Annotated in this window: 27 protein-coding genes; 18 read left to right on the top strand and 9 right to left on the bottom strand. The window is 65.1% G+C overall.

The features are described 5' to 3' along the window. Both EN749_RS07920 and EN749_RS07915 read right to left on the bottom strand, forming a co-directional pair. A partial coding sequence (locus tag EN749_RS07920; RefSeq protein ID WP_145990888.1) for a xanthine dehydrogenase family protein subunit M occupies positions 1 to 960 on the bottom strand: 960 nt, incomplete at its 3' end. Continuing rightward, the gene (locus EN749_RS07915; RefSeq protein ID WP_127381618.1) at positions 957 to 1454 is read right to left on the bottom strand and encodes a (2Fe-2S)-binding protein; all 498 of its coding nucleotides are present in this window, start codon (positions 1452 to 1454) and stop codon (positions 957 to 959) included. The genes EN749_RS07920 and EN749_RS07915, both read right to left, overlap by 4 nt. Positions 1455 to 1744: 290 nt before the next feature. On the opposite strand from EN749_RS07915, the gene EN749_RS07910 reads away from it, so the two are divergent. Together EN749_RS07910 and EN749_RS07905 are read left to right on the top strand one after the other, a co-directional pair. Beyond that, the gene (locus tag EN749_RS07910; RefSeq protein ID WP_128362891.1) at positions 1745 to 2365 is read left to right on the top strand and encodes a TetR/AcrR family transcriptional regulator; all 621 of its coding nucleotides are present in this window, start codon (positions 1745 to 1747) and stop codon (positions 2363 to 2365) included. A gap of 56 nt (positions 2366 to 2421) precedes the next feature. Then, the gene (locus tag EN749_RS07905; RefSeq protein ID WP_128362890.1) at positions 2422 to 3420 is read left to right on the top strand and encodes a bestrophin family ion channel; all 999 of its coding nucleotides are present in this window, start codon (positions 2422 to 2424) and stop codon (positions 3418 to 3420) included. Positions 3421 to 3483: 63 nt separating this feature from the next. Here EN749_RS07905 and EN749_RS07900 read toward each other — a convergent pair whose 3' ends face one another. The 3 genes from EN749_RS07900 to EN749_RS07890 form a co-directional block, all read right to left on the bottom strand. Beyond that, a complete protein-coding gene (locus EN749_RS07900; RefSeq protein WP_128362889.1) occupies positions 3484 to 4488 on the bottom strand; it encodes an NAD(P)-dependent alcohol dehydrogenase in 1005 nt (334 codons plus the stop codon). A 49-nt stretch (positions 4489 to 4537) separates the two neighbouring features. Further along, positions 4538 to 4798, bottom strand: a complete 261-nt coding sequence (locus tag EN749_RS07895) for a hypothetical protein (protein WP_127267446.1) — start codon at positions 4796 to 4798, stop codon at positions 4538 to 4540. Positions 4799 to 4875: 77 nt separating this feature from the next. After that, entirely contained in the window at positions 4876 to 5628 is a 753-nt protein-coding gene (locus EN749_RS07890) for a thioredoxin family protein (RefSeq protein WP_127267445.1), read from the bottom strand. Positions 5629 to 5934: 306 nt separating this feature from the next. Between EN749_RS07890 and EN749_RS07885 the strand changes: the two genes are divergently transcribed. The 3 genes from EN749_RS07885 to EN749_RS07875 all read left to right on the top strand — a co-directional run bounded on the left by EN749_RS07885 (position 5935) and on the right by EN749_RS07875 (position 8972). Then, positions 5935 to 7155, top strand: a complete 1221-nt coding sequence (locus tag EN749_RS07885) for a helix-turn-helix domain-containing protein (protein WP_128362888.1) — start codon at positions 5935 to 5937, stop codon at positions 7153 to 7155. Between the two features lie 191 nt (positions 7156 to 7346). Beyond that, entirely contained in the window at positions 7347 to 7979 is a 633-nt protein-coding gene (locus EN749_RS07880) for a PQQ-binding-like beta-propeller repeat protein (RefSeq protein WP_128362887.1), read from the top strand. Positions 7980 to 8141: 162 nt separating this feature from the next. Continuing rightward, the gene (locus EN749_RS07875) at positions 8142 to 8972 is read left to right on the top strand and encodes an aldo/keto reductase (protein ID WP_189367418.1); all 831 of its coding nucleotides are present in this window, start codon (positions 8142 to 8144) and stop codon (positions 8970 to 8972) included. Positions 8973 to 9045: 73 nt separating this feature from the next. On the opposite strand, the gene EN749_RS07870 is transcribed toward EN749_RS07875, so the two are convergent. After that, a complete protein-coding gene (locus EN749_RS07870; RefSeq protein WP_013530714.1) occupies positions 9046 to 9351 on the bottom strand; it encodes a hypothetical protein in 306 nt (101 codons plus the stop codon). Positions 9352 to 9559: 208 nt separating this feature from the next. Between EN749_RS07870 and EN749_RS07865 the strand changes: the two genes are divergently transcribed. Beyond that, positions 9560 to 11062: an ATP-binding protein gene (locus EN749_RS07865; RefSeq protein WP_127297074.1), complete on the top strand. Its 1503-nt coding sequence runs from the start codon at positions 9560 to 9562 to the stop codon at positions 11060 to 11062. A 127-nt stretch (positions 11063 to 11189) separates the two neighbouring features. Here EN749_RS07865 and EN749_RS07860 read toward each other — a convergent pair whose 3' ends face one another. Next, a complete protein-coding gene (locus EN749_RS07860; RefSeq protein ID WP_127399380.1) occupies positions 11190 to 11972 on the bottom strand; it encodes an SDR family oxidoreductase in 783 nt (260 codons plus the stop codon). 173 nt (positions 11973 to 12145) lie between these two features. Next, positions 12146 to 12424, bottom strand: a complete 279-nt coding sequence (locus EN749_RS07855; RefSeq protein ID WP_128362885.1) for an usg protein — start codon at positions 12422 to 12424, stop codon at positions 12146 to 12148. Positions 12425 to 12756: 332 nt separating this feature from the next. Between EN749_RS07855 and groES the strand changes: the two genes are divergently transcribed. The 12 genes from groES to EN749_RS07795 all read left to right on the top strand — a co-directional run bounded on the left by groES (position 12757) and on the right by EN749_RS07795 (position 24268). Further along, positions 12757 to 13071 (top strand): co-chaperone GroES, encoded by a 315-nt coding sequence (groES, locus tag EN749_RS07850; protein ID WP_127255658.1) that lies wholly within the window; start codon positions 12757 to 12759, stop codon positions 13069 to 13071. A 56-nt stretch (positions 13072 to 13127) separates the two neighbouring features. Next, positions 13128 to 14759 (top strand): chaperonin GroEL, encoded by a 1632-nt coding sequence (gene groL, locus EN749_RS07845; RefSeq protein ID WP_127809822.1) that lies wholly within the window; start codon positions 13128 to 13130, stop codon positions 14757 to 14759. Between the two features lie 69 nt (positions 14760 to 14828). Beyond that, positions 14829 to 15056 (top strand): hypothetical protein, encoded by a 228-nt coding sequence (locus tag EN749_RS07840; RefSeq protein WP_013530720.1) that lies wholly within the window; start codon positions 14829 to 14831, stop codon positions 15054 to 15056. 92 nt (positions 15057 to 15148) lie between these two features. After that, positions 15149 to 15442, top strand: coding sequence for a DUF982 domain-containing protein (locus tag EN749_RS07835; RefSeq protein WP_127399278.1), 294 nt, complete (start codon positions 15149 to 15151; stop codon positions 15440 to 15442). A gap of 337 nt (positions 15443 to 15779) precedes the next feature. Next, entirely contained in the window at positions 15780 to 16664 is an 885-nt protein-coding gene (locus tag EN749_RS07830) for an AraC family transcriptional regulator (protein WP_127320456.1), read from the top strand. A gap of 252 nt (positions 16665 to 16916) precedes the next feature. Beyond that, positions 16917 to 17996 (top strand): sugar ABC transporter substrate-binding protein, encoded by a 1080-nt coding sequence (locus tag EN749_RS07825; protein ID WP_127809824.1) that lies wholly within the window; start codon positions 16917 to 16919, stop codon positions 17994 to 17996. A 93-nt stretch (positions 17997 to 18089) separates the two neighbouring features. Beyond that, complete coding sequence (locus EN749_RS07820) at positions 18090 to 18911, top strand: ATP-binding cassette domain-containing protein (protein WP_128362884.1); 822 nt, start codon at positions 18090 to 18092, stop codon at positions 18909 to 18911. Then, entirely contained in the window at positions 18908 to 20167 is a 1260-nt protein-coding gene (locus EN749_RS07815; protein WP_127809826.1) for a sugar ABC transporter permease, read from the top strand. The genes EN749_RS07820 and EN749_RS07815 overlap by 4 nt, the downstream gene beginning before the upstream one ends. Before the next feature lie 22 nt (positions 20168 to 20189). Then, on the top strand, positions 20190 to 20918 hold the full coding sequence (locus EN749_RS07810) for an SDR family oxidoreductase (RefSeq protein ID WP_127399316.1): 729 nt from the start codon (positions 20190 to 20192) through the stop codon (positions 20916 to 20918). Positions 20919 to 21027: 109 nt separating this feature from the next. After that, positions 21028 to 22629, top strand: coding sequence for an FGGY-family carbohydrate kinase (locus tag EN749_RS07805; protein ID WP_128362883.1), 1602 nt, complete (start codon positions 21028 to 21030; stop codon positions 22627 to 22629). A 146-nt stretch (positions 22630 to 22775) separates the two neighbouring features. Then, positions 22776 to 23798 carry a cupin domain-containing protein gene (locus EN749_RS07800; protein ID WP_127398507.1) on the top strand — a complete coding sequence of 341 codons (1023 nt, stop codon included), beginning with the start codon at positions 22776 to 22778 and terminating at the stop codon, positions 23796 to 23798. 128 nt (positions 23799 to 23926) lie between these two features. Next, a complete protein-coding gene (locus EN749_RS07795) occupies positions 23927 to 24268 on the top strand; it encodes an excalibur calcium-binding domain-containing protein (protein WP_127809828.1) in 342 nt (113 codons plus the stop codon). Between the two features lie 13 nt (positions 24269 to 24281). On the opposite strand, the gene dinB is transcribed toward EN749_RS07795, so the two are convergent. Next, positions 24282 to 25529, bottom strand: a complete 1248-nt coding sequence (dinB, locus tag EN749_RS07790) for a DNA polymerase IV (RefSeq protein WP_128362882.1) — start codon at positions 25527 to 25529, stop codon at positions 24282 to 24284. Positions 25530 to 25747: the final 218 nt, after the last annotated feature.

Here is a 25747-nt window from a genome sequence, read left to right as displayed (position 1 = left end):
GACCACGATGCGGCGGGCAAGCTCGATCTTGAAGGCATTGTCGCCGGAGGGGCTGGCATCGGCCAAGGCAGCGTCCGCGGCGCTGGAGAAGGTCGCCTCGCTGGCGTCCGCGCCAAGCAGGACGGCTTCCGCCGTTCGGGCTCGCCACGGCTTGGCCGCGACGCCGCCCAGTGCCAGCCTTGCGGCGCGGATCTTGCCGCCATCGACGACGAGCGCTGCCGCGGCCGATACGACGGCAAAAGCATAAGAGGTGCGTTCGCGGACTTTCAGGTAACGGGCATTGGCGGAGAAGGAGGCCGCCTCCGCCGGCAGGCGCACCGCCACGATCAGGTCGCCGGGCTCTAGCGCATTCTCCCGCTGCGGCGTCTCGCCGGGAAGCCGGTGGAATTCCTCCAGTGTCACATGACGCCGGCCCTTCTTGCCCTCGATCTCGACCACGGCGTCGAGCGCCACCAGCGGCACGCAGAAGTCCGACGGGTGGGTGGCGATGCAGGCGTCGCTCCAGCCTAGCACGGCGTGCAGGCGGTTCTCGCCGCCCAGCGCATCGCAGCCGGCGCCTGGCTCGCGCCTGTTGCAGGCGCTGGCGGTGTCGTAGAAATAGCTGCAGCGCGTGCGCTGCAACAGATTTCCGCCGACGGTGGCGGCGTTGCGAAGCTGCGCCGAAGCACCCGACAGCAGCGCCTCGGCCACCGCCGGATAGGATTTGGCGAACGCCGGATCGTAGCCAAGGTCGGCATTACGGACCAGCGCGCCGATGCGCAGGCCACCATCGTCCAGCCGTTCGATGCGGTTGAGCTCCGGCAGCCGGGAAATGTCGACGATACGCTCGGGACTGGTGATGCCGCCCTTCATCAGGTCGAGCAGATTGGTACCGCCGGCGAGATAGGCCGAACCCGGCTCGGCTGCCGCGGCGATGGCGTCGGGGATGGTGGCGGGCCTGATGTAGTCGAAATCTCTCATGCCGCGGTCCTCCGGTCGGCTTTGACAAGCTGTTGCTGGGCTTCCAGGACGGCCTCGACGATGCCGCCATAGGCCGCGCAGCGGCATATGTTGCCGCTCAGCCCCTCACGGATGCGTTCGGGATCGTCGCCGGCCTGGCCCTCGGCGATCAGGCCGAGCGTGCTCATGATCTGGCCGGGTGTGCAGAACCCGCACTGGAAGCCGTCATGGGCGATGAAGGCGGCCTGCACAGGATGCAGTTCCTCGCCGTGGGCGACGCCTTCGATGGTCAAGACTTGGGCGCCGTCATGGCTGACCGCCAGCGCCAGGCATGAGTTGATGCGCTTGCCGTCGACCAGCACCGTGCAGGCGCCGCACTGGCCGCGGTCGCAGCCCTTCTTGGTGCCGGTGAGATCGAGCCGCTCGCGCAGCAGGTCGAGCAGGGTTACGCGTGGATCGACCTCCAGTTCGTGTCGGTGGCCGTTGATGGTGAGGGTGATGGGAAGGCTGGTCATGGGCGTCTGGCTCCAGTTGCTTGACGCGGATGGGATTGAACTGGTGCCTTGCCGCGGAAGGGCAAGGTAACCGTTCGGTCAGGTCTTGACGGCGAAAGCGGAGATGGCAGCGGATCTCCCGAGAGGCAGGCGGGCAGGGGAGATGTCGGCTTGCGTGTTCGAAAGACGTGACATACCGGTTCCCCTGATTATATGATAAAGGTGCTCCACTAAAACGGAGGCGCCTCCGTTTAATACGTGGTGGCTGAACCGGCCGGGTTCAAGCCCCCTGACACGATGTGGAGAAAAAATTGGCCAGCGAGCCGTCCGCCATTGCTGAACAGAAGGCCGGGGCCGTAGACGCAAAGCCGTTGCGCGCCGATGCGCGGCGCAACCGCGACCGGCTGGTCGAGGTGGCGGTGTCGGTCTTTGCCGAGCGCGGCATCGATGGCTCGCTGGAGGAGATCGCGCGCCGCGCCGGCGTCGGCATCGGCACGCTCTACCGGCATTTCCCGACGCGCGAGCATCTGGTCGAGGTGGTCTATCGCCGCGAGGTGGAGGCGCTGTGCGCGGCCGCCGGCGAGCTTGCCCAGAAACATCCGTCCGATGTCGCGCTGGAACAGTGGATGCAGCGCTTCGTCGACTACATCGCAACCAAGCGCGGCCTGGCGACCAGCCTGCGCATCGTGCTCACCACCAATTCGACGCTGTTTTCCGACACGTTCGGCCGGGTGTCGCAAGCCTTGCGACAGCTGGTCGAAGCGGCGGTGGCCGACGGCACCATCCGCGGCGACGTCGACGCTTCCGACGTGCTGCACGCGCTGGGCGGCATCTACTCAGCGCCCGACACCCCCGAATGGCGCGACCGCTCCCGCCGGCTGGTCAAGCTGTTGATGGACGGGTTGCGGTTCGGGGCTGCAAAGGCACAATGAGGCGACGAGATTCCGCCCGTGCAAAACCACACCTGTCGATAAATTGAGGGGACCCAATGTATGTAGGCCGTTCCTACAAAATAGTGGATTTCGCGCTGTGGTCGCGGCGCAGCGTCATCTACATGGTGGTGGTGAGTGGACTGGCCGTGGCGGCCTACCGTCTTCCAGGCATCGCCGGGTTTTCGGTGCCATGGTCGGTGGTGCTGGTGCTTGGTACCACCGTGTCACTCGTTGCCGGGTTCAAGAATTCGCAGGTGTTCACCCGCAGCAGCGACGCGCTGCAGGCTTTTACGCAAATTACGGCCAGCAGCCGGTTGTGGTCCCATTTCTGCAGGGATTTCCTCGACGCGCCGACGGCCAGACAGCTCATCTATCGCCACATCGCCTGGATGACGGCGTTGCGTTTTTCCCTGCGCCGGCCAATGCCATGGGAATCCATGGCGCGGGCCGCCAATATCGAATACCGGCGGCGCTACCGCATCCATGAGGATGCGAGCTCGATCGCCGACGAATTGCGTCCGCTGCTCGCCGAACAGGCCGAGGACGTCCTGAAATCGCCCCAGCCGGCGATCGCCCTGCTCGAACGGCAATCTGCCCAGGTCAATGCGCTGTTCAAGGACACAAAGCTCCCTCCTCAGATCTATGGCGAACTGACCAAGCTGATCCGCGACTTCCATGACCAGCAGGCGCGCTGCGATCGCATCAAGAACAATCCCTATCCTCGGCAATACGCCATCGTCAGTTCGATGTTCGTGATGATCTTCTGCACGCTGTTGCCGTTCGGGGTCGTTCCCGTCTTTGCCGATATGGGCAAATTGGGTGGGGCGCTCGGGTCGATCGCGATCTGGTTGACGATCCCGTTCAGCACGCTGCTGGGCTGGGCCTACATGTCCCTCGACCAGGTCGGCGAAAGCAGCGCCAACCCGTTCGAGGGCAACGCCAACGACGTCCCGATCTCGCAGATATGCCGCGACATCGAGATCGAGTTGCGCAGCGGGCTCGGCGAGGCCGATCTTCCCAAGCCCCTGCTGCCGGTCAACGACATCGCGACCTAGGCAGGATCAAGACGAAGGCGCGGACCCGAAGGTCCCCTTCATCGTGCTGCTGGCGGAGGCCGCTCAAACGTCGAGGCAGACCTTGCCGAAATGCTTTTGCGTTTCGTAATGCGCGAAGGCGGTGGCGATGTCCTGCAGCGGAAAATGGCGGTCTATGACGGGCTTCAGCCTGATAGTCTCTATCGCCCGGATCATATCCTCCTGGTCGGCCCGGCTGCCGATGGAAATGCCGCTGATGCGGATCTGGTTGGAAAACAGGGCAGGGATAGACACTTCCGCCGCAAAACCGGTCAGGACGCCGACCAGGGCGATGTGACCGCCCGTTCTGCAGGCCGCAATGGACTGCGCCAGCGTGGCGGGTCCGCCGACCTCGATCACGTGATCGACACCGCGTCCGCCCGTCAGATCCCTGGCCTTGCGACCCCAGTCCGGGACGGACTTGTAGTTGATGACGGCGTCGGCTCCGAGGCGCTTGAGCCGCTCCAGCTTCTGCTCGTCGGATGAGGTGGCGATGACCCGGGCGCCGGCGGCTTTGGCGAATTGCAGCGCGAACAGCGATACGCTGCCCGAACCGAGGACCAGCACCGCGTCGCCCGGCTTCACCTTGCCGCACACAACCAGGCCGCGCCAGGCCGTAACGCCCGTGCAGGTGAGCGACGCCGCCTCGACATGCGTATAGCCTGCCGGTGCCTTGGTGAAAGCGTGCGCCGGCATGCAGACATACTCGCTGGCGAAGCCGTCGAAACTGTCTCCCGGAATATCGCGCCGGGTGCAGGGCGTCATGTCACTGCCCAGCCACCAGGGATAGAAGACGCTGACGACACTGTCTCCGGGCTTGAGTGCATCGACACCGTCGCCGAGGGCAATCACTTCGCCGGCGCCGTCGGAGAGCGGAACGCGGCCGTCGGCGAGAGGCATCTTGCCTTGCACGGCAAAGTCGTCGCGCATGTTCAACGCGCAGGCCCGGATCCTGACCAGAACCTCGCCCGGCCCTGGCTGGGGCGAATTTTCCTCGACCAGGTCGAGATTGCCCAAGCCGCCCGGCGCTCTCAGCCTGACCAGTCTCATTGTCTTCTCCGATGTGTGGGGTGTCTGGAATTGCAATGGCGCGCTGCGCCTAGCGGGCCTGCCGGCCTGAGATCACCCGCAGCCAGGGCGCCAGATGAAAGGCGCTCATCAGCAGATACATCGCGGCCATGCCCGTGAGGGGCGAGGCGTCGATGCCCATGCACTGCATGGCCGCATCGCCGCTGAAGATGCAGGTGAGCAGCGCCATCACGGCGAAAGTCGGTGCCGCGGCAAGGCAAAGCCAGTCGGCCAGCCCGAGGGTGGCGGCTTCCGGGATCGTGCTGCCGGCACCTGTGTGGATATCGCTCATCGCCTTAATCCTTCATGCCAGCCACGACAGGTTCCTCTCTCCACGGAATGGGGAGAGGAACCCAAGCGGGACAACCGTTACTGCTCGCCCTTGTCCCTGAACGCCGCCTCGCCGGCAGCAGAGACTTCTTCCCATTTCTTGTCGGCCCCGGCGTCGTAATTGTCGTGCCAGTTCCACCAGGAGTAGAGGGGGGTCTGCGGATAGCCTTCGGGCGAGTCTTCCCAGATTTCCTGGCGGCCGAGCGGCGTCGCGTCGAGATAGCTCCAGACGGTGCCCATCGCCTCGTCGCCGCGGCTGTTGATGAGATAGGTGCGGAAGATGCGGTCGCCGTCATGGATGAAGACGTTGTGGCCGTGCCATTCGTCGACGCCGAAGTCCTTGTCGAAACTGTCAGTGATTGTGTACCAGGGCATCTGCCAGCCCATCCGCTGCTTCAGCCGCGCAATGTCGGCTTGCGGGGCACGCGAAGCGTAGGCAAGCGTGGTGTTGCGGGCGTTGAGATGGGCGAGGTGGCCGACCTGGTCGGCGCCCAGCGAACAGCCGCGGCAGGCATGATCGGGCCAGCCATGCACGCCGGGCTCGAAAAAGGCGCGGTAGACGATCAGCTGGCGGCGGCCTTCGAACAGATCGAGCAGGCTCGCTCTGCCGTTCGGCCCCTCGAACACATAGGCCTTGTCGACTTCCATCCACGGCATGCGCCGGCGCTCGGCGGCCAATGCGTCCTTGGCCCGTAGCGTTGCCTTTTCCTTCACCAGCATCTGTTCGCGGGCGGCTTCCCAGTCCTGCCTCGAAACGATCGGCGGGGTCTTCATTGCGATGTGCTTGGTCATTGGTCGTCTCCTTTGCCAGTCTGTTGTCGCTTGCTGTCAGCCAGAATAGGGCGGTGAAGCGCGGGGGTGGGAGTTACAAGTGTGACGGGATTTGCAGGAGCCGCCCCGTCGCAGCAGGGGTGGCGCATCCTCACGGTGCCTTCGGCCGCGTCATGGAGAGGAGTGTCGGTTGGCATTGTCGGTTCTCCCTTGGCGTGCCGCACGTTGCCGATAGAGTTGGCCGATGCGGCTTGCCGGTTCATGGTACGGATTTAAGTTAGGGCGGCGACGCACAAGGGTGGGAGTTACAAGTGTGACGGGATTTGAATGGATTCGCTGATCACCGCCGCGGCGCTGGCGCTGGCCGGAGGCGATCCGCTCGGCGCGCTGGATCGCGTCGCCCTGCGCGAGGATCCGCCGGCGCTGGCGCTGCGCGGCATCGCCATGGCGCAACTTGGCGATCTTGATCGCGCCAAGGCGCTGCTGCGGCGGGCCGCGCGTGGCTTCGGCCCGAAAGAAGCGGTAGCGCGTGCCAGATGCGTTGTTGCCGAGGCCGAGATTGCGCTGGTCTCACGGGATCTCGGCTGGCCGGCCAAGGCTTTGGATGCGGCGCGGGCGACGCTGGAAAAGCATGGCGACCGGCTGAACGCAGCGCATGCCGGCCACCTCAAGGTGCGCCGCCTGCTATTGATCGGCCGTCTCGACGAGGCCGAAGACGTGCTGGGCGGGCTCGATCCGATGCCGCTTCCGCCGGCCTCGCGCGCCGCCCACGAGCTGGCCGTCGCCGGCATCGCGATGCGGCGCCTCAAGACGAAGCGGGCGCGCAGGGCGTTGGAGTGGGCACGCCACGCCGCCCGCCAGGCCGGCATCGTGGGGCTCATCGCTGAAGTCGACCGTGCATTCCTGGCGCTGGATACGCCGGCGGCGCGGCTGATCGCGGCTGGCGAGCAGCGCCCGTTGCTGCTTGAGGACGTCGAGGCGTTGCAGGCGTCGCCGGCGCTGCTGGTCGATAGCTTTCGCTACGTCGTGCGCCAACAGGAGAAGACGGTCTCGCTGGCAACGCGCCCGGTGCTGTTTGCGCTGGCGCGTACGCTCGCCGAAGCGTGGCCAGGCGATGTGTCGAGGGCGAGGCTGATCGCTGAAGCCTTCGGCGGCAGGCACGCCGATGAATCGCACCGGGCGCGGCTGCGGGTCGAGATCGGCCGGCTGCGCACCGAATTGCGCGGGCTGGCCGACATCGGCGCGACCAGCCAGGGCTTCGCGCTGGCGCCGCGCCAGGCACGCGAGGTGCTGGTGCTGGCGCGGCCGATCGAGGAGCGGCACGCGGCGGTCCTGGCTTTCCTTGCCGATGGTGAATCCTGGGCGAGTTCGGCGTTGGCGCTGGCGCTTGGCACCGGCCAACGCAGTGTGCAACGGTCGCTCGAGCAGCTTGGCGAGGCCGGCAAGGTGCAGTTTTTCGGTCACGGCCGGGCGCGCCGCTGGATGACGCCGCCGGTGGCGGGATTCACGACCACCTTGTTACTCCCGGCGCCACTGCCGAGTGGTTAAGGTGTGTTGATATTCAGGTGAGGCGGTCCTGCAAATGGCTGATACCTGCGCTTCCCCGTTCTACCGCGTCTCGGTAGAACTGTGCTCATGTACGAAAAGTACGCTCCGCTCCGGTTCTCGGTATCAGCCATTTTCGACTCGGCCTGACCTGAATCTCGACACACCTTGGGACCACCATCGAGGAGAAAGACATGAAACAGTCAGCAGCCGAGATCCTGCGCGAATACGGACCCTTTGCCGATGTGGAGAGGGTGCATGGGGTGAGTTTTGACGGCAACAATGTCTGGTTCGCCTCGGGCGAGAAGCTGAACGCCTTCGATCCGGAAAACGGCCAAGCGCTGCGCTCGATCGACGTTGCGGCGCATGCCGGCACCGCCTGGGACGGCCAGCACTTCTTCCAGCTTGCCGACGACCTGATACAGAAGATCGACCCTGATACCGGCCAGGTGCTGGCGACCATTCCGGCGCCGGGCGGCGGCGGCGATTCCGGGCTGACCTGGGCCGAAGGGACGCTCTGGGTGGGGCAATATCGCGAACGCAAGATCCACCAGATCGACCCGGAGACAGGGGCGATCCTGCGCACCATCGAATCCAACCGCTTCGTCACCGGGGTAACATGGGTCGAGGGCGAGCTGTGGCACGCCACCTGGGAAGGCGACCAGAGCGACCTGCGCCGCGTCGACCCGCGATCAGGCAAGGTTCTCGAGAAGCTCGACATGCCGGCCGGCATGGGCGTGTCGGGGCTGGAATCCGATGGCGGCGACCGCCTCTATTGCGGCAGCACATCCGCCGGGGTGGTGAGGGCGGTGCGCCGGCCGCGGTGAGGATGCGGCTGACGCCGAAGTCACACTTGCAGGCGCACTTCACACGGCAATTTGTCCGCTGTCGGCTGGTCGTCGCATCCTGTCGGACCTAGATAGGCTGTGCACCGGGCAGACCGCCCGGACCCGCTTTGCAAAGGATTCCCCGTGCCTGAACAGCCCATCATGCCCGAACAGATTGCATTGAACGACCGCTCCGCCATTCCCCAGCTCGGCCTCGGTGTGTGGCAGGTCGACCAAGACATCACAGCCGACGTGGTGGGTTGGGGCATCGAGGCCGGCTATCGCCTGATCGACACCGCCGAAGGCTATCAGAACGAGGAAGGGGTCGGAGAGGCGATCCGCAGCGCGGGCGTGCCGCGGGCCGAGCTGTTCATCACCTCGAAACTGCGCAACGGCGCGCACCAGCGCGACGCGGCTTTGCGCGCCTTCGACGAGACGATGGAGAAGCTCGGCGTCGAACAGATCGACCTGTTCCTGATCCACTGGCCTGTGCCCAGCCAGGACAAATATGTCGAGGCCTGGAAGATGCTGGTCGAACTCCGGCAGGCCGGCCGCATCAAGTCGATCGGCGTTTCGAACTTCAACCAGGACCATCTGGAGCGGATCATCGCGGAGACCGGCGTGACGCCCGTCGTCAACCAGATCGAGCTGCATCCCCAGTTCCAGCAGCGCGGTGTCAGGGACTTTCACGCCAAGCACGACATCCGTATCGAAAGCTGGAGCCCGTTGGGCAGCGGCCGGCTGCTCGGCGATCCGACCATTGCAGGCATCGCCAAGAAACATGGCAAGTCCGTCGCCCAGGCGATCGTCCGCTGGCATCTCCAAGAGGGGCTGATCGTCATTCCAAAGTCGATCCGCAGGGATCGCATCGCCGCCAATTTCGATGTCTTCGATTTTGAACTGGATGCCCAGGACCTGCAGACGATCCGCGGCATGGATTCGCCCGAAGGCCGCAACGGGCCCAACCCCGCCACGGCCGCGTTCCTGTTCTGAGGACTGCCGACCGCGAAGCTGCCAATCTCCCGCACGAGGGGGAGATTGGCCAATCTCCGGCCTCTCCGCGCGCTTAAATCCCGGACCCATCCAGCTGCTGGGCGTCTTCGCCTTCCCAGGGCGCTGGCATGGACGCGCGGCTGAGGTTAGCCGTCGGCAACGGCATCCAGCACTTCAGTTCCGGGTCGGCATATTCGATGACGCGCCCGGGCGAGGAGTCCGACGCGCGCCAGCCTTCCGAGGCGAACTGGTCAGCACGCGACCAATAGGCAAGGTCTACTTCCGCCGGTCCCTGTTCGGACGGACGCACCGTGACCAGGATGCGGCTGCCATCCTTCGGGGCCGTCGACATGTGGCGCCACCGTTCGGGCTCGTCCATCGCATTCCTCCTCGCACTCGTAGCGTTGGGTGGAGTGTCGCCTCGTGGTCCGAAGGGGTCAACCCAAAGTTTGCGCCAGGCATCGGCTGATGACCCCTCCAGGCGGTGCCTGCACAGTTGTGCGCAACACGCCGCAGGCGGTCATGCACGCTCGACGGGCTGTGACCCAGTTGATAAGCCCGTCTGCGAAAGGAGCGCCTGAGTCGAGATGACCGTTGCGATCGAGATGGGACAGACGACCGCGGGCGCCCCGGCGAAGCTGGATCTTGAGGAACTGCTCGCGACTCGCCTTTTGGTGCAGGGCAATTCAGGCTCCGGCAAGTCGCATCTGCTGCGGCGCCTGCTGGAGCAGAGCGCACCCTGGGTGCAGCAGACCATCATCGATCCCGAGGGCGACTTCGTCTCGCTGGGCGATCGTTACGGCCATCTGGTGATCGATGCCGAGCAGCATACCGAGCGCGGCCTGCAGGCGGCCGGCGAGCGGGCGCGCATGCATCGCGTCTCCACCGTGCTCAATCTCGAAGGACTCGACGCCGAGAACCAGATGCGACGTGCGGCCGCCTTCCTCGGCGGACTGTTCGAGGTCGCCCGTGACCACTGGTACCCGATGCTGGTGGTGGTGGACGAGGCGCAGCTGTTCGCGCCGGCGGTGGCCGGAGAGGTGTCGGACGAAGCGCGAAAGCTCTCGCTCGGCGCCATGACCAATTTGATGTGTCGTGGCCGCAAGCGCGGGCTGGCCGGCATCATTGCCACCCAGCGGCTGGCCAAGCTCGCCAAGAACGTCGCAGCCGAGGCGTCCAATTTCCTCATGGGCCGCACCTTCCTCGATATCGACATGGCGCGTGCCGCCGATCTTTTGGGCATGGAGAGACGCCAGGCGGAAGCGTTCCGTGATCTGGAACGCGGGCAGTTCATGGCGCTCGGTCCGGCGCTGTCGCGCCGTCCGCTGGGGCTGCGCATCGGCCCGACCGACACCAGCCCGCGCAACGGCACGCCGCGGCTCATGGCAATGCCGGAATCCGCGCTGGAAGACGCACGCGCGATCATCCTGGCGGCGCCGCCACCCGAGACGGTGCGCACGCCGCGCCGCCCGGCGTCGCCGGACCTGCTCGACCAACTGATGGCGGCCAAATCGGCGGCACTGGAAATGCGCCCCGAGCCGGCGGAGCCGCAAATCAGCGCCGAGGATCTGGCCGAGCGTCGTGAGCGCGTCGACCGTGTGCTGCGCGCCATCCTGGCGCAACCCGACGCCGGTTTTCGCGTGATCGGCGTGCTCTATCAGGAGTTCGTGGTCCGCTGCCGCATCGAAGGCCTGGCCTCGGTCGTGCCGGACCTGCCGGAGTTCCGCCGCATGCTGACGCGCGCCCGTGCCGGCCTTGGTTCCGAGACGACGCAGGATGACGCGTGGCGGGACGTTTCCGTCCGCGCGTCGCTGCTGCCCGACGACATGCAGGGCGTGTTCATGATGATCGCCCGTGCGGCGAAAGAGGGCTGGCCGTGCCCGAGCGACGCCGCGATCGCCCGCGCCTACGGCTCGCACTCGCTGCGCCGCGCCCGGCGCCTCTTGACTTATATCGAGGAGCAGGGGCTCATCGTCTGCCAACTCGACGGGACAGGCCGGCGCACCGTGACGCTGGTCGAATTGGCCTGGGCCACCGCACCGGGAGATCCGAATGCCGAGGAGGTGGAGCAGGGGAGCCTGGCGCTGTGAGGCGGCGCGGGTGCTTTGAGCGAATGGGGCGATAGGCTTTTTCAGTCACCCTCATCGCGACCAACTTCTGACGGCAACGGTGCCGACGCGAAATGCGTCATGCAGGGCGCATGCGTTTCGATGGCGCTCACCGGTTCGCCCCGATCACCCACTGTTCCTGGTCGACGAGCGTGCCGGTCATCGGCCCGGCAGCATCCGAAAGCAGGAAGACGGCGAGGTTGGCGATGTCGCTCGTCGAGAACAGGCGGCCGAAGGGTTGCGAGGCGTTGGCGGCATCGAGCCAGCCCGGCCCGTTGCCCAGCGTGTCGGCCTGCATGACACGTTCGGCCGGCGTGTCGGTCCAGCCGACATTGATGCCGTTGACGCGGATGCGATCGAAGCGATGGGCGTTGGCGGCGTTTTTGGTCAGCGTGGCCAGCGCGCCCTTGCTGGCGGAATAGACGGCGAGTTCCGGCGAGCCGCAATGGGCGTTGATCGACAGGATGTTGACGATGGCGCCGCCCTGGCCACGCTTCTTCATGTCGGCGATGGCCGCCTGCATAAGGAAGAACGGTGCCCGCGCGTTGACCGCGAACAGCGAGGCCCAGCCATCGAGATCGGCGTCGAGGAACGAGGCCCGGTCGGTCAGCCCTGCGGCGTTGACCAGCGCATCGATGCGGCCGAAGCGCTCGATGCAGGCTTGCGCCAAAAGGGCAGGGGCCGCCGGGTCGGCGAGGTCCGCGGCGACGAAGACCGTCGGCGTGCCGAGCCGCGAAAGCTCTTCCGCCACGGCATCGCCGCGGGTCTTCTCGCGCCCGGTGACGAGCAGGCCGCCGGCGCCGCAGCGCGCCAGCGTCTCGGCGATGGCGCGGCCGATGCCTTGCGTCGAGCCGGTGACCAGCGCCACCTTGCCGTTGAGCTGAAGCTCCATTCCTCTTCCCCACCTCGCATCTGGTTTCAGGCTAGCGCGGCAGGATCGTTTTACAACATGGAAATTGGAAATCTTGGAGCGGAGATTGTTGGCGCTGCGTGGGGCCGGCAAGAGCCTGCTCCAACGTCGTCGCTCCGGGGGCGAAGCAGGAGCGGAGTCCGTCCCAAAGACCTCTAGTGGACCGTGATGATGCCCTCGACGGCTCGCCACTCCGAAGGCCGGATGAGCCCGTGATGAGCAACGCGGACCGAGTGCAGCGGACCGTCGAGTTCGCGCTCCCAATATTGGAGAAAGCCCTTGAGTTCGGGAAAGGCCGGAGCGAGATCATAGTCCTGCCAGACATAGAGCTGAAGCAGGCTCGGATGATCAGGCAGGTGATAGTGGATTTCGGCCGTCGTCAGGCCATAACCTTCCATTTGCAGGCGGAATTCGCTGCTGACCGTATCGGCCATGTCTTTCTCCTTCTCTCTCCGTTCAGGCCTCCAGCCCGCGACGTCCGTATTGAACTCGCCCGATGCCATGCCGGGGACGATCGGTTCCTCTTCAAACAACGTCGCGAGAAGCTCGGGGGTTCCGAAAATAGCCGCGCCATAACAGTGCGTTGGCGCCCTTTCTGGTCGAATGGAAAATTTTTTCGCCGGTCTCTTGAAACCGAAAAACGGCAAAACTAGCTGGATATGCGCCGCGATGCCTGACGAAGGGTCGGGGCGTTCCGCACCGGTCCGATATTGCCGGTTCGGTGCGGAGGAACCTCAAAAACCTGTTTGTCCACGAGGAGAACGACATGGCGTTCCGTCCATTGCATGACCGTATTCTGGTCCGCCGCCTTGAAGCCGAGGAGAAGACCTCCGGCGGCATCATCATCCCCGATACCGCAAAGGAAAAACCGCAGGAAGGTGAAGTGCTCGCCGTCGGTCCCGGCGCGCGCGACGACAGCGGCAAGCTTGTCGAACTCGATGTCAAGGTCGGCGACCGCATCCTGTTCGGCAAATGGTCCGGCACCGAAATCAAACTCGACGGCGAGGACCTGCTCATCATGAAGGAAAGCGACGTGATGGGTGTCATCGATGAGATCGCCGAAGTGAAGAAGGCCGCCTGACGGCTTCTTCGTATCCATCCAGTCAACGAATGCTGCCTAGATAAAGGAGTGATCCAATGGCTGCCAAAGAAGTGAAATTCCATACCGAAGCGCGCGAGAAGATGCTGCGCGGCGTCGATATCCTTGCCAATGCGGTAAAGGTGACGCTCGGTCCCAAGGGGCGCAATGTCGTCATCGACAAGTCGTTCGGCGCTCCGCGCATCACCAAGGACGGCGTCACCGTGGCCAAGGAAATCGAGCTTGAAGACAAGTTCGAGAATATGGGCGCCCAGATGGTGCGCGAAGTGGCTTCCAAGACCAACGACCTTGCCGGCGACGGCACGACGACCGCAACGGTGCTTGCACAGGCGATCGTCAGGGAAGGGGCCAAGGCGGTTGCCTCGGGCATGAACCCGATGGATTTGAAGCGCGGCATCGACAAGGCGGTCGATGCGGTGGTCGCCGAACTGAAGACCAATGCCCGCAAGGTCACCCGAAACGACGAGATCGCGCAGGTAGGCACCATCTCCGCCAATGGCGATGCCGAGATCGGCCGTTTCCTCGCCGAGGCAATGGAGAAGGTCGGCAATGAAGGTGTCATCACGGTGGAGGAGGCCAAGACCGCCGAGACCGAACTCGAAGTCGTGGAAGGCATGCAGTTCGACCGCGGCTATCTCTCGCCCTATTTCATCACCAACCAGGACAAGATGCGCGTCGAACTCGATGAGCCTTATGTGCTGATCCACGAGAAGAAGCTCTCCAACCTGCAAGCGATGCTGCCCGTGCTTGAAGCCGTGGTGCAGTCGGGCAAGCCGCTCTTGATCATCGCCGAGGATGTGGAAGGCGAGGCGCTGGCGACGCTGGTCGTCAACAAGCTGCGCGGCGGCCTCAAGGTCGCGGCCGTCAAGGCGCCGGGCTTCGGCGACCGCCGCAAGGCCATGCTGGAAGACATCGCCATTCTCACCGGCGGCACCGCGATCTCGGAAGATCTCGGCATCAAGCTGGAAAATGTGACGCTGCAGATGCTGGGCCGCGCCAAGAAAGTGGTGATCGAGAAGGAAAACACCACCATCGTCGACGGTGTCGGCCGCAAGGAAGAGATCCAGGGCCGTGTCGCGCAGATCAAGGCGCAGATCGAGGAGACCACCTCCGACTACGACCGCGAGAAGTTGCAGGAGCGGCTGGCCAAACTCGCCGGCGGCGTTGCGGTGATCCGGGTCGGCGGCTCGACCGAGGTCGAGGTCAAGGAGCGTAAGGACCGCGTCGACGATGCGCTGCATGCGACCCGCGCGGCCGTCGAGGAGGGCGTGCTGCCTGGCGGCGGTGTCGCGCTGCTGCGGGCAGCCAAGGCGCTCGATGCCGTGCAGACCGACAATGCGGACCAGAAGACTGGCGTCGATATCGTGCGCCGTGCCATCGAAACGCCGGTCCGGCAGATCGCCGAGAATGCCGGCGCCGAAGGCTCGATCATCGTCGGCAAGCTGCGCGAGAAAAGCGAATTCGGCTGGGGCTGGAACGCCCAGACCAACGAATTCGGCGATCTCTACGGCCAGGGCGTCATCGACCCGGCCAAGGTGGTGCGCACCGCTCTCCAGGACGCGGCATCGGTCGCCGGCCTGCTGGTGACCACGGAGGCGATGGTGGCCGAGAAGCCGAAGAAGGAAGCCGCCGCCCCGGCAATGCCCGCCGGCGCCAGTATGGACTTCTGAGGTCACGGCCAATCCGCCCGCTTCCCTGGCGGGGAGCGGGCGTCATCCGAAGAGAAATTGGAGGTAAAGATGGATGCAATGGCTGGCCTCGGATCCGTACCGGCTCCTACGCACCAAGCGAAGGAATTCCTGGCCTATGAAACAGAATGCAGGAACGTGCTGAAGCCGCTGCTGGCAGGGCTGCTCGACATGGCTGAAGCTGCCGGCTGGAACCGGCGAACCGCGGCGTCGGCACTGATGTTCCTTGCCGCGCAGCAAGTGTCGGCAACATCCGAGGTATCCGCCGGCAGCGGTTGAACGGGAATCGGCCAGTCCATTCACCTATCCGCGGCGGGCCGCGCTCCCGGTGCTCGGCCCGCTACAGGCACAATCGAGAGGAGGCACAAGCCATGAATCGCGGGCAATTTGAGGAACCGGTCACCCTTCTGGTCGGAATGGGCTTTCCGAGGAAGATCGACAGCGTGATGGAAGCTTACGCACTGCTGCAGGACTGGCCGAGCGCCGGCCGCAACGGCGCCCATGCCGTCGCACTCAACGCTTGCAAGGAGGGCATCGTCGGCGAGATTGATTCGGAGACGGTGCGGGCCACGCTGGTCAGCTTCGCGCGCCGCCACGACATATTGGTGCCGGAGATGGTTTCGCCGCTCGCGACGGCGGCCGGTGGTGCGCTGCGCACGAGGTGAACTGACGATGACGGCGCTGCAACAGCGCCTGAACACGCTGTTCTTGCGATAGGCCAGGCGACCACGGAGACGCCGGAATTCCTTTCCGGGCGGGCGGCATCCTCGTTGGTCAATTGAGCGAACGCGTCAGCAAGACTGACCTGTTCTGCCCGAATAGCGCTTCTGAGCGCCGCCTCCCGGTTAAAAAAGTATCATCCGTTGTCTTGAATCGTGGTGGCGCCTGTTGTCATGAGCCGGTACCTTGGCTCTTGAAATGCAGAGCCGAAACCAATTCGGCCGGGTTAGGGAATTAGGCCGAACGCGGCAGATATCCGTGCCGGCCCGGGAGGAAACGGACATGGAACCGGACCTGGAAGTTGTCCAGATACGACGCGGTGAGTCCTTCAAGGCGTGGTCGCACGGCTACCCCTTCCACACGGTGCGCTGGCACTTCCATCCCGAATATGAACTGCATCAGGTGATCTTCACCAACGGCCGCTATTTCGTCGGCGACTTCATCGGCGAGTTCGAGCCGGGCAATCTGGTGCTGACCGGACCGAACCTGCCGCACAATTGGGTCAGCGATATCCCTAGGGACAGTTCGATCCCGCTGCGCGGCCGCATCATTCAGTTTTCCGAAAGTTTCATCGGCGATGCCATGCATGTGCTGCCGGAGTTGGCGGGACTTGCGGCTCTGCTCGAGGCGTCGCGGCGCGGCGTGCTGTTTTCCAGCCGCACCAGCAAGGCGCTGGCGCCGCTGATGGAAGAGATGATGCAGGCGCAAGGCGTGCGCCGCATCGAACTGTTCATGATGATCGCCGGCCTGCTCAGCCGCGCCCAGGAATTCCAGCTTTTGGCCAGCGCCAGCTACCGGCCCGATCCCTCCGGCTACATGACCGCCGGCATGAACAAGGCGCTCGCCTATATCAGGGAGAACCTGACGCAGTTGTTCGACGAGGCGGATCTCGCCGCCATCGCCGGCCAGTCGACCGGTGCGTTCTCGCGCTCGTTTCGCCGTCACACGGGCATGTCGCTGGTGCAGTATGTGAAGCGGCTGCGCATCAACCTCGCCTGCCAGATCCTGATGAGCGACGAGCAGGCCTCGATCACCGACATTTGCTACGAGGTCGGCTTCAACAATCTGTCCAATTTCAACCGGCAGTTCCTGGCGGAGAAGGGCATGCCGCCCTCGCGCTTCAGGCGCCTGCTGGCCGACAACATCAACGCGGGAAAAGCCGCTTAACGGAGGAGCCAGGGAGGAACCAAGGGAGGAATTTTTCTTTTGCATGACGACGTGAGCCGCGTGGAGCGGTTCGCGATGGAGCACACTTGTCTCAAATTTCCTCCGCTTAGCGGAGGATGTAGGCGCGGACTCGAAAGGCCGGCGCCGGACCCTAATTCCCAATTGCAGTTTGGGGCGAGGGCGGAGGCGTGTCTCCACACCAAAGCAGTCAACGACCTTCTTACAACCATATCCAGAAACGGAGAAGACCGAATGACCAAACTTTCATCTTCATTGAAGTCCGCTGGCAAGTCCGCCGGCATGGCAGCCCTTGCGCTGTCGCTGCTGGCTGGCACCGCCATGGCCGCCGAAGTCACCGACGCCACCGTGGCCTTCCTGATGCCCGACCAGGCCTCGACCCGCTACGAGCAGCATGATTATCCCGGCTTCGCCGCCGAGATGAAGAAGCTGTGCCCGGGCTGCAAGGTGCTCTACCAGAACGCCGATGCCGACGCCTCGCGCCAGCAGCAGCAGTTCAACTCGGTGATCTCGCAGGGCGCCAAGGCGATCGTGCTCGACCCGGTCGACTCGACCGCCGCCGCCTCGCTGGTCAAGCTGGCGCAGAGCCAGGGCATCAAGGTCATCGCCTATGACCGGCCGATCCCGACAGCGCCGGCCGATTTCTATGTGTCGTTCAACAATGAAGGCATCGGCAAGGCCATCGCCGACTCGCTGGTCGAGCACCTGAAGGCGCTGAAGGTCGATCCGGCCAGCGGCGGTGTGCTGCAGATCAACGGCTCGCCGACCGACGCGGCGGCCGGCCTGATTAAGAAGGGCATCCATGCCGGCCTCGACAACAGTGGCTACAAGATCCTGGCCGAATACGACACGCCGGAATGGGCGCCGCCGAAGGCGCAGCAATGGGCCGGCGGCCAGATCACCCGCTTCGGACCAAAAATCCTCGGCGTGGTTGCGGCCAATGACGGCACCGGCGGCGGCGCCATCGCGGCCTTCAAGGCGGCCGGCGTCGATCCGGTGCCGCCGGTGACCGGCAATGACGCGACGATCGCGGCACTGCAGCTGATCATCGCCGGCGACCAGTACAACACCATCTCCAAGCCGAGCGAGATCGTGGCGGCGGCCGCCGCCAACATCGCCATCAAGCTGCTTTCGGGCGAGACGCCGAAGGCCGAGATGACGCTGTACGACACGCCCTCGCAGCTGTTCACGCCGGCCGTGGTGACGCAGGAAAACCTGAAGGCCGAGATCATCGACAAGAAGATCAACACCGCGGCCGAACTCTGCGTCGATCGTTACGCGGAAGGCTGCAAGAAGCTGGGCATCGGGAACTGACCGCGACCCTTGCCCGCTCCGCTGCCTGGCCACCGTGCGGTGGCCAGGCAGCGCTCATCCGACATTTGAACCGGTTTTGAAAGGCTTCCTGGCATGATCGATACCCCGGACGAACCGGTTCCGGCAGGCGAGCTGGTGCTCAGCCTGCGCGGCGTTTCGAAGAATTTCGGCGCCGTTTCGGCGCTCACCGACATCGATCTCGATGTCCATGCTGGCGAGGTGGTGGCGCTGGTCGGCGACAATGGCGCCGGCAAGTCGACCCTGGTCAAGATCCTGGCCGGCGTGCATCAGCCGAGTTCGGGCACCATCAATTATCGCGGCCAACAGGTGACGCTTGCAGATCCGAGTGCGGCGCTGACGCTCGGCATAGCCACCGTGTTCCAGGATCTGGCGCTGTGCGAGAACCTCGACATCGTCGCCAACATCTTTCTCGGCCGTGAGCTCAACCCGCTGCGGCTGGACGAGGTGGCGATGGAAGTGCGCGCCTGGACGCTGCTCAACGAGCTATCGGCGCGTATCCCAAGCGTGCGCGAAGTGGTCGCTTCGTTGTCGGGCGGCCAACGCCAGACGGTGGCGATCGCCCGCTCGCTGCTGCTCGAACCCAAGCTCATCCTGCTCGACGAGCCGACGGCGGCGCTCGGCGTGGCGCAGACGGCGGAAGTGCTCAACCTGATCGAGCGCGTGCGCGACCGCGGCCTCGGCGTCGTCATCATCAGCCACAATATGGAAGACGTGCGCGCCGTCGCCGACCGCATCGTCGTGCTGCGGCTTGGCCGCAACAACGGCATCTTCACCCCCGATGCCTCGAACCAGGAACTGGTCAGCGCCATCACCGGCGCGTCGAACAATTCGGTATCGCGGCGCGCCGAGCGGAGACAGGCCAGGCAAGACCAAACCCAGGAGCCACGCCCATGAGCCGCGAAGCCGAACAGGCCGCCCCCGTGCCGCCGCAGCTCGACCGCGCCGATGTGCGCGTCAAGCACGAGGCGGGGATCGGCGGCGCCATCCGCAGGTTCTTCGACCGGGTCCGCTCAGGCGATCTCGGCTCGCTGCCCGTCATCGTCGGGCTGGTCATCATCTGGACGGTGTTTGCCAGCATCAACCCGATCTTCTTGTCATCAAGCAATCTGGTCAATCTGCTGTTCGATTGCTCCACCGTGGGAGTCATCGCGCTCGGCATCGTCTGCGTTTTGATGGTCGGCGAAATCGACCTGTCTGTCGGTTCGATCAGCGGCTTTGCCTCGGCTATGGTCGGTACGCTGTGGGTCAACCAGGGCTGGCCGGTGGCGCTCGCCATTCTGGCCGCTGTCGCCGTCGGCGGCTTTATCGGCGCACTCTACGCGCTGCTGTTCAACCGGCTGGGCATGCCGAGCTTCGTCTCGACGCTGGCCGGTCTGCTGGCGGTGCTTGGCCTGCAGCTCTACATTCTCGGCTCGACCGGCTCGATCAATCTGCCCTACGGCTCGAACCTGGTGAATTTCGGCCAGCTGCTGATGATGCCGAAGTTCGTCTCGTTCGCTCTGGCGGCCGTGCCCGGTATCGTCATGCTGGTCACCGGCCTGCGCACTGTCGCGCGCCGCCGCGCCGCCAACCTGTCGGCGCCGTCGACCGGCGGGCTCGTCACGCGCGCGGTCGTGATCACGGTCATCCTCGAACTCATCGTCTTCTATCTCAACCAGGCGCGCGGCATTCCGTGGATGTTCGGCCTGTTCGTCGGCCTGGTCATATCAATGCATTACGCGCTGACGCGGACCAAATGGGGCCGCTCGATGTCGGCGGTCGGCGGCAACCGCGAGGCGGCAAGGCGCGCCGGCATCAATGTGCGGCTGATCTATTCGAGCGCCTTCGTGCTGTGCTCGATGCTGGCCGCTTTCGGCGGCGTGCTGTCGGCGGCCCGCCTGGCCTCGGCCAGCCAGCAGGCCGGCACCGGCGACGTCAACCTCAACGCCATCGCGGCGGCCGTCATAGGCGGTACCAGCCTGTTCGGCGGTCGCGGCAGTGCGTATTCGGCGCTGCTCGGCATCATCGTCATCCAGTCGATCGCCAGCGGCCTGACGCTGCTCGATCTGTCCTCGTCGCTTCGGTACATGATCACCGGCGCCGTGCTTGCCATCGCGGTCATCGTCGACTCGCTGGCACGCCGCTCGCGTGTCTCCCATGGCCGGGCCTGAACCCATCAACAGGAAGCAAGACATGAGCGAAAAACTGTCCGGAAAAGTTGCCGCCGTCACCGGCGCGGCATCAGGCATCGGCCTCGAATGCGCCAGGCACATGCTGGCGTCCGGCGCCACCGTGGTGCTGGTCGACCGCGCCGAGGCGACGCTGAACAAGCTCTGCGCCGAACTCGGCCCCAAGGCGATCCCGCTGGTCATCGACCTGATGCAGCCGGCCAGCGTCGCCACCATGATGCCGCAGATTCTGGAGAAGGCCGGCCAGCTCGACATCTTCCATGCCAATGCCGGCGCCTATGTCGGCGGCGAGGTGGCGACCGGCGATCCCGACGCCTGGGACCGGATGCTCAACCTCAACATCAATGCCTGCTTCCGCTCGATCCAGGCGGTGCTGCCGCACATGATCGAGCGCAAGACGGGCGACGTCATCGTCACCAGTTCGATCGCCGGACTGGTTCCGGTGGTCTGGGAGCCGATCTACACGGCCTCCAAGCACGCCGTGCAGGCCTTCGTCCACACGGTGCGCCGGCAGGTCGCCAAGCACGGCCTGCGCGTCGGTGCGGTGGCGCCCGGCCCGGTGGTGACGGCGCTGGTCGACGACTGGCCGAAGGCCAAGCTCGAGGAAGAACTCGCCGCCGGTGGCCTGATGCAGCCGCGCGAAGTGGCCGAAGCGGTGATGTTCATGCTGACCCGCCCGCGCAACGTGACGATCCGCGATCTGGTGATTTTGCCGCAGAGCAATGATCTCTAAGCGAATAGGGAATAGGGAGTAGCGAATAGGGAAGAATCCAACGACCTACCTACTCGCTACTCGCTACTCGCTACTCGCTACTCGCTACTCGCCAAACCGAAGGTTTCACATGCCCCATTATCTCGGCATCGACGTCGGCACCGGCAGCGCGCGGGCCGGGGTGTTCGACCACACTGGAAACATGCTCGCCTCTGCCAAGCGCGATATCGAGGTCTGGCGCGAGGCCGGCGACATTGTCGAGCAGTCGAGCAACGACATCTGGCGGGCGGTGTGCGCGGCCACGCGGGAAGCGGTCGCTCAATCGGGCGTGGCGCCCGAGGCGATCGCCGGCATCGGGTTCGACGCCACTTGTTCGCTGGTGGTGCTGGGCGAGGGCGGCGTGCCGCTGCCGGTGAGCAGATCCGGCAATTCGGAACGCAACATCATCGTCTGGATGGATCACCGCGCGGTCGAGCAGACGCGCCGCATCAACCGCAGCGGCGAGGCGGTGCTGAACTATGTCGGCGGCGTCATATCGCCGGAGATGGAAACGCCGAAACTCCTTTGGCTGGCCGAAGACCTGCCCGACACGTTCAACGCCGCCTGGCAGTTCATGGACCTCCCCGATTTCCTCACCTGGCGGGCGACCGGCAGCCTTGCCCGCTCGGTCTGCACGGTGACTTGCAAATGGACCTATCTGGCGCATGAAAGCCGCTGGGACGAGGCCTATTTCCGCACCATCGGACTAGGGAGCCTGGCCGACGAGGCATTCGCGCGCATCGGCACGCAGATCGTGCCGGCGGGTGCCGCACTTGGCAGCGGGCTGACCGCGCAGGCGGCTGCGGACCTTGGCCTCGTCCCCGGCATCGCGGTAGCGGCCGGCCTGATCGATGCGCATGCCGGTGGCGTCGGTACGGTCGGTGCGCGCGGCGAGTTCGGCAGCGTTCTGTCGCGCATGGCCTATGTTTTCGGCACCTCGGCCTGCACCATGTCGTCGACCGCGGTGCCGGCCTTCGTCGACGGCGTCTGGGGTCCGTATTTCTCGGCCATGGTGCCGGGCCTGTGGCTGAACGAGGGCGGCCAGTCGGCAGCCGGTGCTGCTATCGACCATCTGGTGCGCATGCATCCCGCGGCTGGCGAAGCGACCGCCAAGGCGCAAGCCGAGGGGCTCAGCCTCAGCGCCTGGCTGTCATTGCAGGCGCAAGGCCGCAACGGGGCCGCAGCGACGCCGGCGCTGGTCGGCGGTATCCATGTGGTGCCGGAGTTTCTCGGCAACCGCGCACCTTTCGCCGACCCGGACGCGCGAGCGCTGATCGCCGGGCTCGATCTCGACACCAGCCTCGACAGCCTGGTCGGGCTCTATGTCGCCGGGGTCTGCGGGCTGGGCTATGGCGCGCGCCAGATCGTGCGGGCCGAGCATGACAAGGGCATTCCCGTCGACACCATCGTCGTCAGCGGCGGCGCCGGCCAAAGCCCGCTGGTGCGCCAGCTGCTTGCAGATACCACAGGCATGGTGGTGGTGGCCTCGACCTCGCCGGAACCGGTGCTGCTCGGCTCGGCGATGCTGGGCGCGGTCGCCGCCGGTGCCTACAAGGATCTGACGGGGGCGATGGCCGGCATGTCGGAACTCGGCGAGGTCTATCATCCCGATGCCACGCTGGCCGGCTGGCACGCCAAGCGCTTCGCGGCATTCGAGCTGCTGCAGCAGGCCAGCAAGGCGATCAGGGGTTGAAGCGAGCGATTCCTGTCTGGCTTTGTCAGGAGCGTCGCGAACACCGCTTGGCGGTTTAGCCGGAAGCTGGCAGCTTTGTCCTGTCGTGGATCCTCTAGCAGCATGGCAGTGCGACGAGGGCAGGGGGACAGGACCAGGGAGGCCCTATGGCAGACGATAAAGCGCCCGTGCCATTCGCATCGGACAGCGTGCCATGGACGGAATGGTCCGATGTGCCGCGCTTCGGTGTGCGCTACCGGCATCTGTCGCAGGCCGCCCTCGGCGAAAACCACCATGTCGGCGTGGCGATCGAGGAACTGCCGCCGGGCAAGCAGACGTCGCCGGCGCATTACCATATTTTCGAGGAAGAGCATGTCTTCATCCTCGAAGGGATGCTGACCGCTTATGTCGGCGACGCTGCCTACGCCATGAAGGCCGGCGACTACATCTGCTTTCCGGCTGGTGCTGCGGCGGGGCATTGCCTCATCAACACCGGCGACGCGCCGTGCCGCTATGTCATCGTCGGCGAGCGCAACCCGAATGACGTGGTCGTCTATACCGCCTCCAACAAGGTCCTGGTGCGGGCGCTGGGCAGGCGCGCGATCTTCGACCTCTCGGCAACCCGAACTTACTGGGACGGCGAGAACACCGGCCTTGCCGCCGGCGATCCGCTGCCGTCGGATGTGATGCCCGGTATCACCAAACCCCCAGCCGTGCCGATCCCGCCTGTCGCCAGCGATGCCGTCGAATGGAAGGTCGAGGGCGAAGGCCCGCGGTTCGGCGGCCGGTCCAGGCATCTGACCTATGCGGCTTTGGGACGACCAGACTATCATGTCGGCATGCTGATCGAGGCGCCGGCCCCCGGCATGCGCCTGGCGCCCAGGCACTACCACATGCTCGAAGAGGAGCACGCGCTGATCCTGGAAGGGCAGGTGACGCTGCTGCTTGGCGAGGAGCGTCACGAGATGAAGGCCGGCGATTATGTCTGCTTTCCCGCCGGCCTGGCGGTCGGGCATTCCTTCCTCAACAGCGGTACGGAACCGTGCCGCTATCTGATGATCGGCGAGAAAAATCCCAACGAGGTCTGCGTCTATCCCGATTCCAACAAGATGGCGGTCGACGCCTTGCGCCGGCGCGACGGCATTTTCGACATGGGAGCGGTGAGGCGGTACTGGGACGGCGAGGCATAGAACTGGCGTTTCGCTATCCAATAGCCGCGCTCTAAACGCAGGAAACCGTTCGGAGATGACCGTTATTGCTACTGTACCTGGGTGACGCTAGTCTGGTTCGGGCACTCCAACCGGGGAGTTGGCGGGGAATGCTCCTGCCATTCTTGCGACGGCCTTCACCCTATCACCGTCGCCGCCTTGGCAGGCTGAGATGGGTGGCCTTGTTTGCGCCGTTCATTCTGTTGTCGGGCTATATCATCTATGGCTTCATCGGCATTCGGTTTGATACATCTCTCTCGGTGCTGAGGCACCTTGCGGCATTCCCGAACTGCACTGCCGCCCGTGCCGTTGGCCTCGCCTCTGCGCATAGGGGCGAACCTGGCTATTGGCCGACTCACGATGCCGACCATGACGGCATAGCCTGCGAGCCCTGGCACGGGACAAGCTCTAGTGGCATCCGGGTCCATCGCTACTCGCGTACCGGCCCATAGCCTTGCCCTGGCCTCAAAGCTCCTTCTCCGCCAGCTCCCTGAATTCGTCGGGCACGGAGCGCGCGGCCTCCAGTGCCACCGTGCCGTAGCCCACCGCCTGTTTGCCAAAGCGTTCGCGGATCTTGTCGATGGCGCGGTCGGCGTCGAAGCGTGCCAGGCCTTTTCGGGTGCCCGGCCGGCGTTTCTCGTCGGCGAGGCCGAGCGGCAGTTCGAGCTGCAGCTCGAAGCTTTCCTCAAGATACGACACCGAGATCGCCAGCAGCGAGATCGTTCTTTCGTGGGGGTTGTCGGCGAGGACGCCGCGCACCAGATCGCCGGCGATCTCGGCCAGCATCGCGGTCGCCGAGATCGGCTGGTCAAGCGTGATCGAGCGCGTGACGGCGCTGAGATCGGCAAAGCGCACGCGTACCGTCACCGTGCGGCCGGGCCGCGCCTTGGCGCGCAGCCGGCTGGCGACGCGGTCGGCCAGATGCAGCAGAGTGGGTGTGATGATCCGCGCCATGGCGGGTTTTTGGCCCAGCGCCGATTGGGCGCCGGCCGAATGCGCGCGGCTATGCGTTTCGAGCTTTCGCGGGTCGCGGTTCCATGACAAGGCGGCGAGCTTTTCGCCGGCGGCGGGACCGAGCAGCCGTGTCAGCGCGCCGCTGTGCGTCCTGGCCAGCTGGCCGATGGTCTCGACGCCGATTTCCGCCAGCCTCGCCCTGGTCGCCGGGCCGACGCCCCACATCAGCCCGACCGGCAGGTCGTGCAGGAAAGCGAGCTCGCTGCGGGGGTCGACCACCACCAGCCCGTCGGGTTTTGCCACCTGGGAGGCGATCTTGGCCAGATGCTTGGTGCGCGCCACGCCGATCGAGATCGGCAGGCCGAGTTCGGCCTGCACGCGGCGGCGGATGGTTGTCGCGATCTCCTGCGGCGAGCCGAACAGATGCGTGCAGCCGGCGACATCGGCAAAGGCCTCGTCGATGGAGATGCGCTCGACCACCGGGGTAAAATCGTCGAGGACCCTGATCGCCGCGTCGCCTAGCCGCTGGTAATGGCTGAAATTGCCGCCGACGAAGATCAAATGCGGGCAGAGTTCGCGCGCCTTGCGCCCCGGCATGCCGCCGCGCACGCCAAAGGCGCGCGCCTCATAGGAAGCGGCGAGCACGACGCCGCCGCCCACCGCGATCGGCTTGCCGCGCAGCGACGGATCGAGCAACTGCTCGACCGAGGCGTAGAAAGCGTCGAGATCGGCATGCAGGATGGTGGCTGTCGTTTCCATCGACCGCACATCCGCAGTTGCTGATAGATGGAACAAATAAAGAACAAAAGGTGATAGTTGTCAAGGTGGAGTCGGATTGTGGAATGCCTGGGTGACGCAATCGCGCTCGGTTTGAATGCGTCGCCCAAAATCGCGGCGGCAGCGCTGCCCCTCACCTGCCTGCCGGCATCCTCTCCCCGTGAACGGGGCGAGGGGCACTCCTATCGGCGGTTTTTCCC

Origin of the sequence: Mesorhizobium sp. M7A.F.Ca.ET.027.02.1.1 (genome assembly GCF_004022985.1) — a bacterium.
In the GTDB taxonomy this organism is placed as follows: Bacteria; Pseudomonadota; Alphaproteobacteria; order Rhizobiales; family Rhizobiaceae; genus Mesorhizobium.
The sequence above is the reverse complement of the archived record's forward strand: the minus strand, read 5'-3'. Positions and strand labels throughout refer to the sequence as shown.

What these genes read in the sequence shown, in the direction of transcription:
- groES (WP_127255658.1), top strand. Translation starts at nt 12,757, where the DNA reads ATGGCGTTCCGTCCATTGCATGACCGTATTCTGGTCCGCCGCCTTGAA.
- EN749_RS07890 (WP_127267445.1), bottom strand. Translation starts at nt 5,628, where the DNA reads ATGACCAAGCACATCGCAATGAAGACCCCGCCGATCGTTTCGAGGCAG.
- EN749_RS07855 (WP_128362885.1), bottom strand. Translation starts at nt 12,424, where the DNA reads ATGGCCGATACGGTCAGCAGCGAATTCCGCCTGCAAATGGAAGGTTAT.
- EN749_RS07840 (WP_013530720.1), top strand. Translation starts at nt 14,829, where the DNA reads ATGGATGCAATGGCTGGCCTCGGATCCGTACCGGCTCCTACGCACCAA.
- EN749_RS07830 (WP_127320456.1), top strand. Translation starts at nt 15,780, where the DNA reads ATGGAACCGGACCTGGAAGTTGTCCAGATACGACGCGGTGAGTCCTTC.
- EN749_RS07795 (WP_127809828.1), top strand. Translation starts at nt 23,927, where the DNA reads ATGCTCCTGCCATTCTTGCGACGGCCTTCACCCTATCACCGTCGCCGC.
- EN749_RS07915 (WP_127381618.1), bottom strand. Translation starts at nt 1,454, where the DNA reads ATGACCAGCCTTCCCATCACCCTCACCATCAACGGCCACCGACACGAA.
- EN749_RS07800 (WP_127398507.1), top strand. Translation starts at nt 22,776, where the DNA reads ATGGCAGACGATAAAGCGCCCGTGCCATTCGCATCGGACAGCGTGCCA.
- groL (WP_127809822.1), top strand. Translation starts at nt 13,128, where the DNA reads ATGGCTGCCAAAGAAGTGAAATTCCATACCGAAGCGCGCGAGAAGATG.
- EN749_RS07820 (WP_128362884.1), top strand. Translation starts at nt 18,090, where the DNA reads ATGATCGATACCCCGGACGAACCGGTTCCGGCAGGCGAGCTGGTGCTC.
- EN749_RS07815 (WP_127809826.1), top strand. Translation starts at nt 18,908, where the DNA reads ATGAGCCGCGAAGCCGAACAGGCCGCCCCCGTGCCGCCGCAGCTCGAC.
- EN749_RS07905 (WP_128362890.1), top strand. Translation starts at nt 2,422, where the DNA reads ATGTATGTAGGCCGTTCCTACAAAATAGTGGATTTCGCGCTGTGGTCG.
- EN749_RS07875 (WP_189367418.1), top strand. Translation starts at nt 8,142, where the DNA reads ATGCCCGAACAGATTGCATTGAACGACCGCTCCGCCATTCCCCAGCTC.
- EN749_RS07810 (WP_127399316.1), top strand. Translation starts at nt 20,190, where the DNA reads ATGAGCGAAAAACTGTCCGGAAAAGTTGCCGCCGTCACCGGCGCGGCA.
- EN749_RS07835 (WP_127399278.1), top strand. Translation starts at nt 15,149, where the DNA reads ATGAATCGCGGGCAATTTGAGGAACCGGTCACCCTTCTGGTCGGAATG.
- EN749_RS07900 (WP_128362889.1), bottom strand. Translation starts at nt 4,488, where the DNA reads ATGAGACTGGTCAGGCTGAGAGCGCCGGGCGGCTTGGGCAATCTCGAC.
- EN749_RS07880 (WP_128362887.1), top strand. Translation starts at nt 7,347, where the DNA reads ATGAAACAGTCAGCAGCCGAGATCCTGCGCGAATACGGACCCTTTGCC.
- EN749_RS07870 (WP_013530714.1), bottom strand. Translation starts at nt 9,351, where the DNA reads ATGGACGAGCCCGAACGGTGGCGCCACATGTCGACGGCCCCGAAGGAT.
- EN749_RS07805 (WP_128362883.1), top strand. Translation starts at nt 21,028, where the DNA reads ATGCCCCATTATCTCGGCATCGACGTCGGCACCGGCAGCGCGCGGGCC.
- EN749_RS07825 (WP_127809824.1), top strand. Translation starts at nt 16,917, where the DNA reads ATGACCAAACTTTCATCTTCATTGAAGTCCGCTGGCAAGTCCGCCGGC.
- EN749_RS07885 (WP_128362888.1), top strand. Translation starts at nt 5,935, where the DNA reads ATGGATTCGCTGATCACCGCCGCGGCGCTGGCGCTGGCCGGAGGCGAT.
- EN749_RS07895 (WP_127267446.1), bottom strand. Translation starts at nt 4,798, where the DNA reads ATGAGCGATATCCACACAGGTGCCGGCAGCACGATCCCGGAAGCCGCC.
- EN749_RS07860 (WP_127399380.1), bottom strand. Translation starts at nt 11,972, where the DNA reads ATGGAGCTTCAGCTCAACGGCAAGGTGGCGCTGGTCACCGGCTCGACG.
- dinB (WP_128362882.1), bottom strand. Translation starts at nt 25,529, where the DNA reads ATGGAAACGACAGCCACCATCCTGCATGCCGATCTCGACGCTTTCTAC.
- EN749_RS07865 (WP_127297074.1), top strand. Translation starts at nt 9,560, where the DNA reads ATGACCGTTGCGATCGAGATGGGACAGACGACCGCGGGCGCCCCGGCG.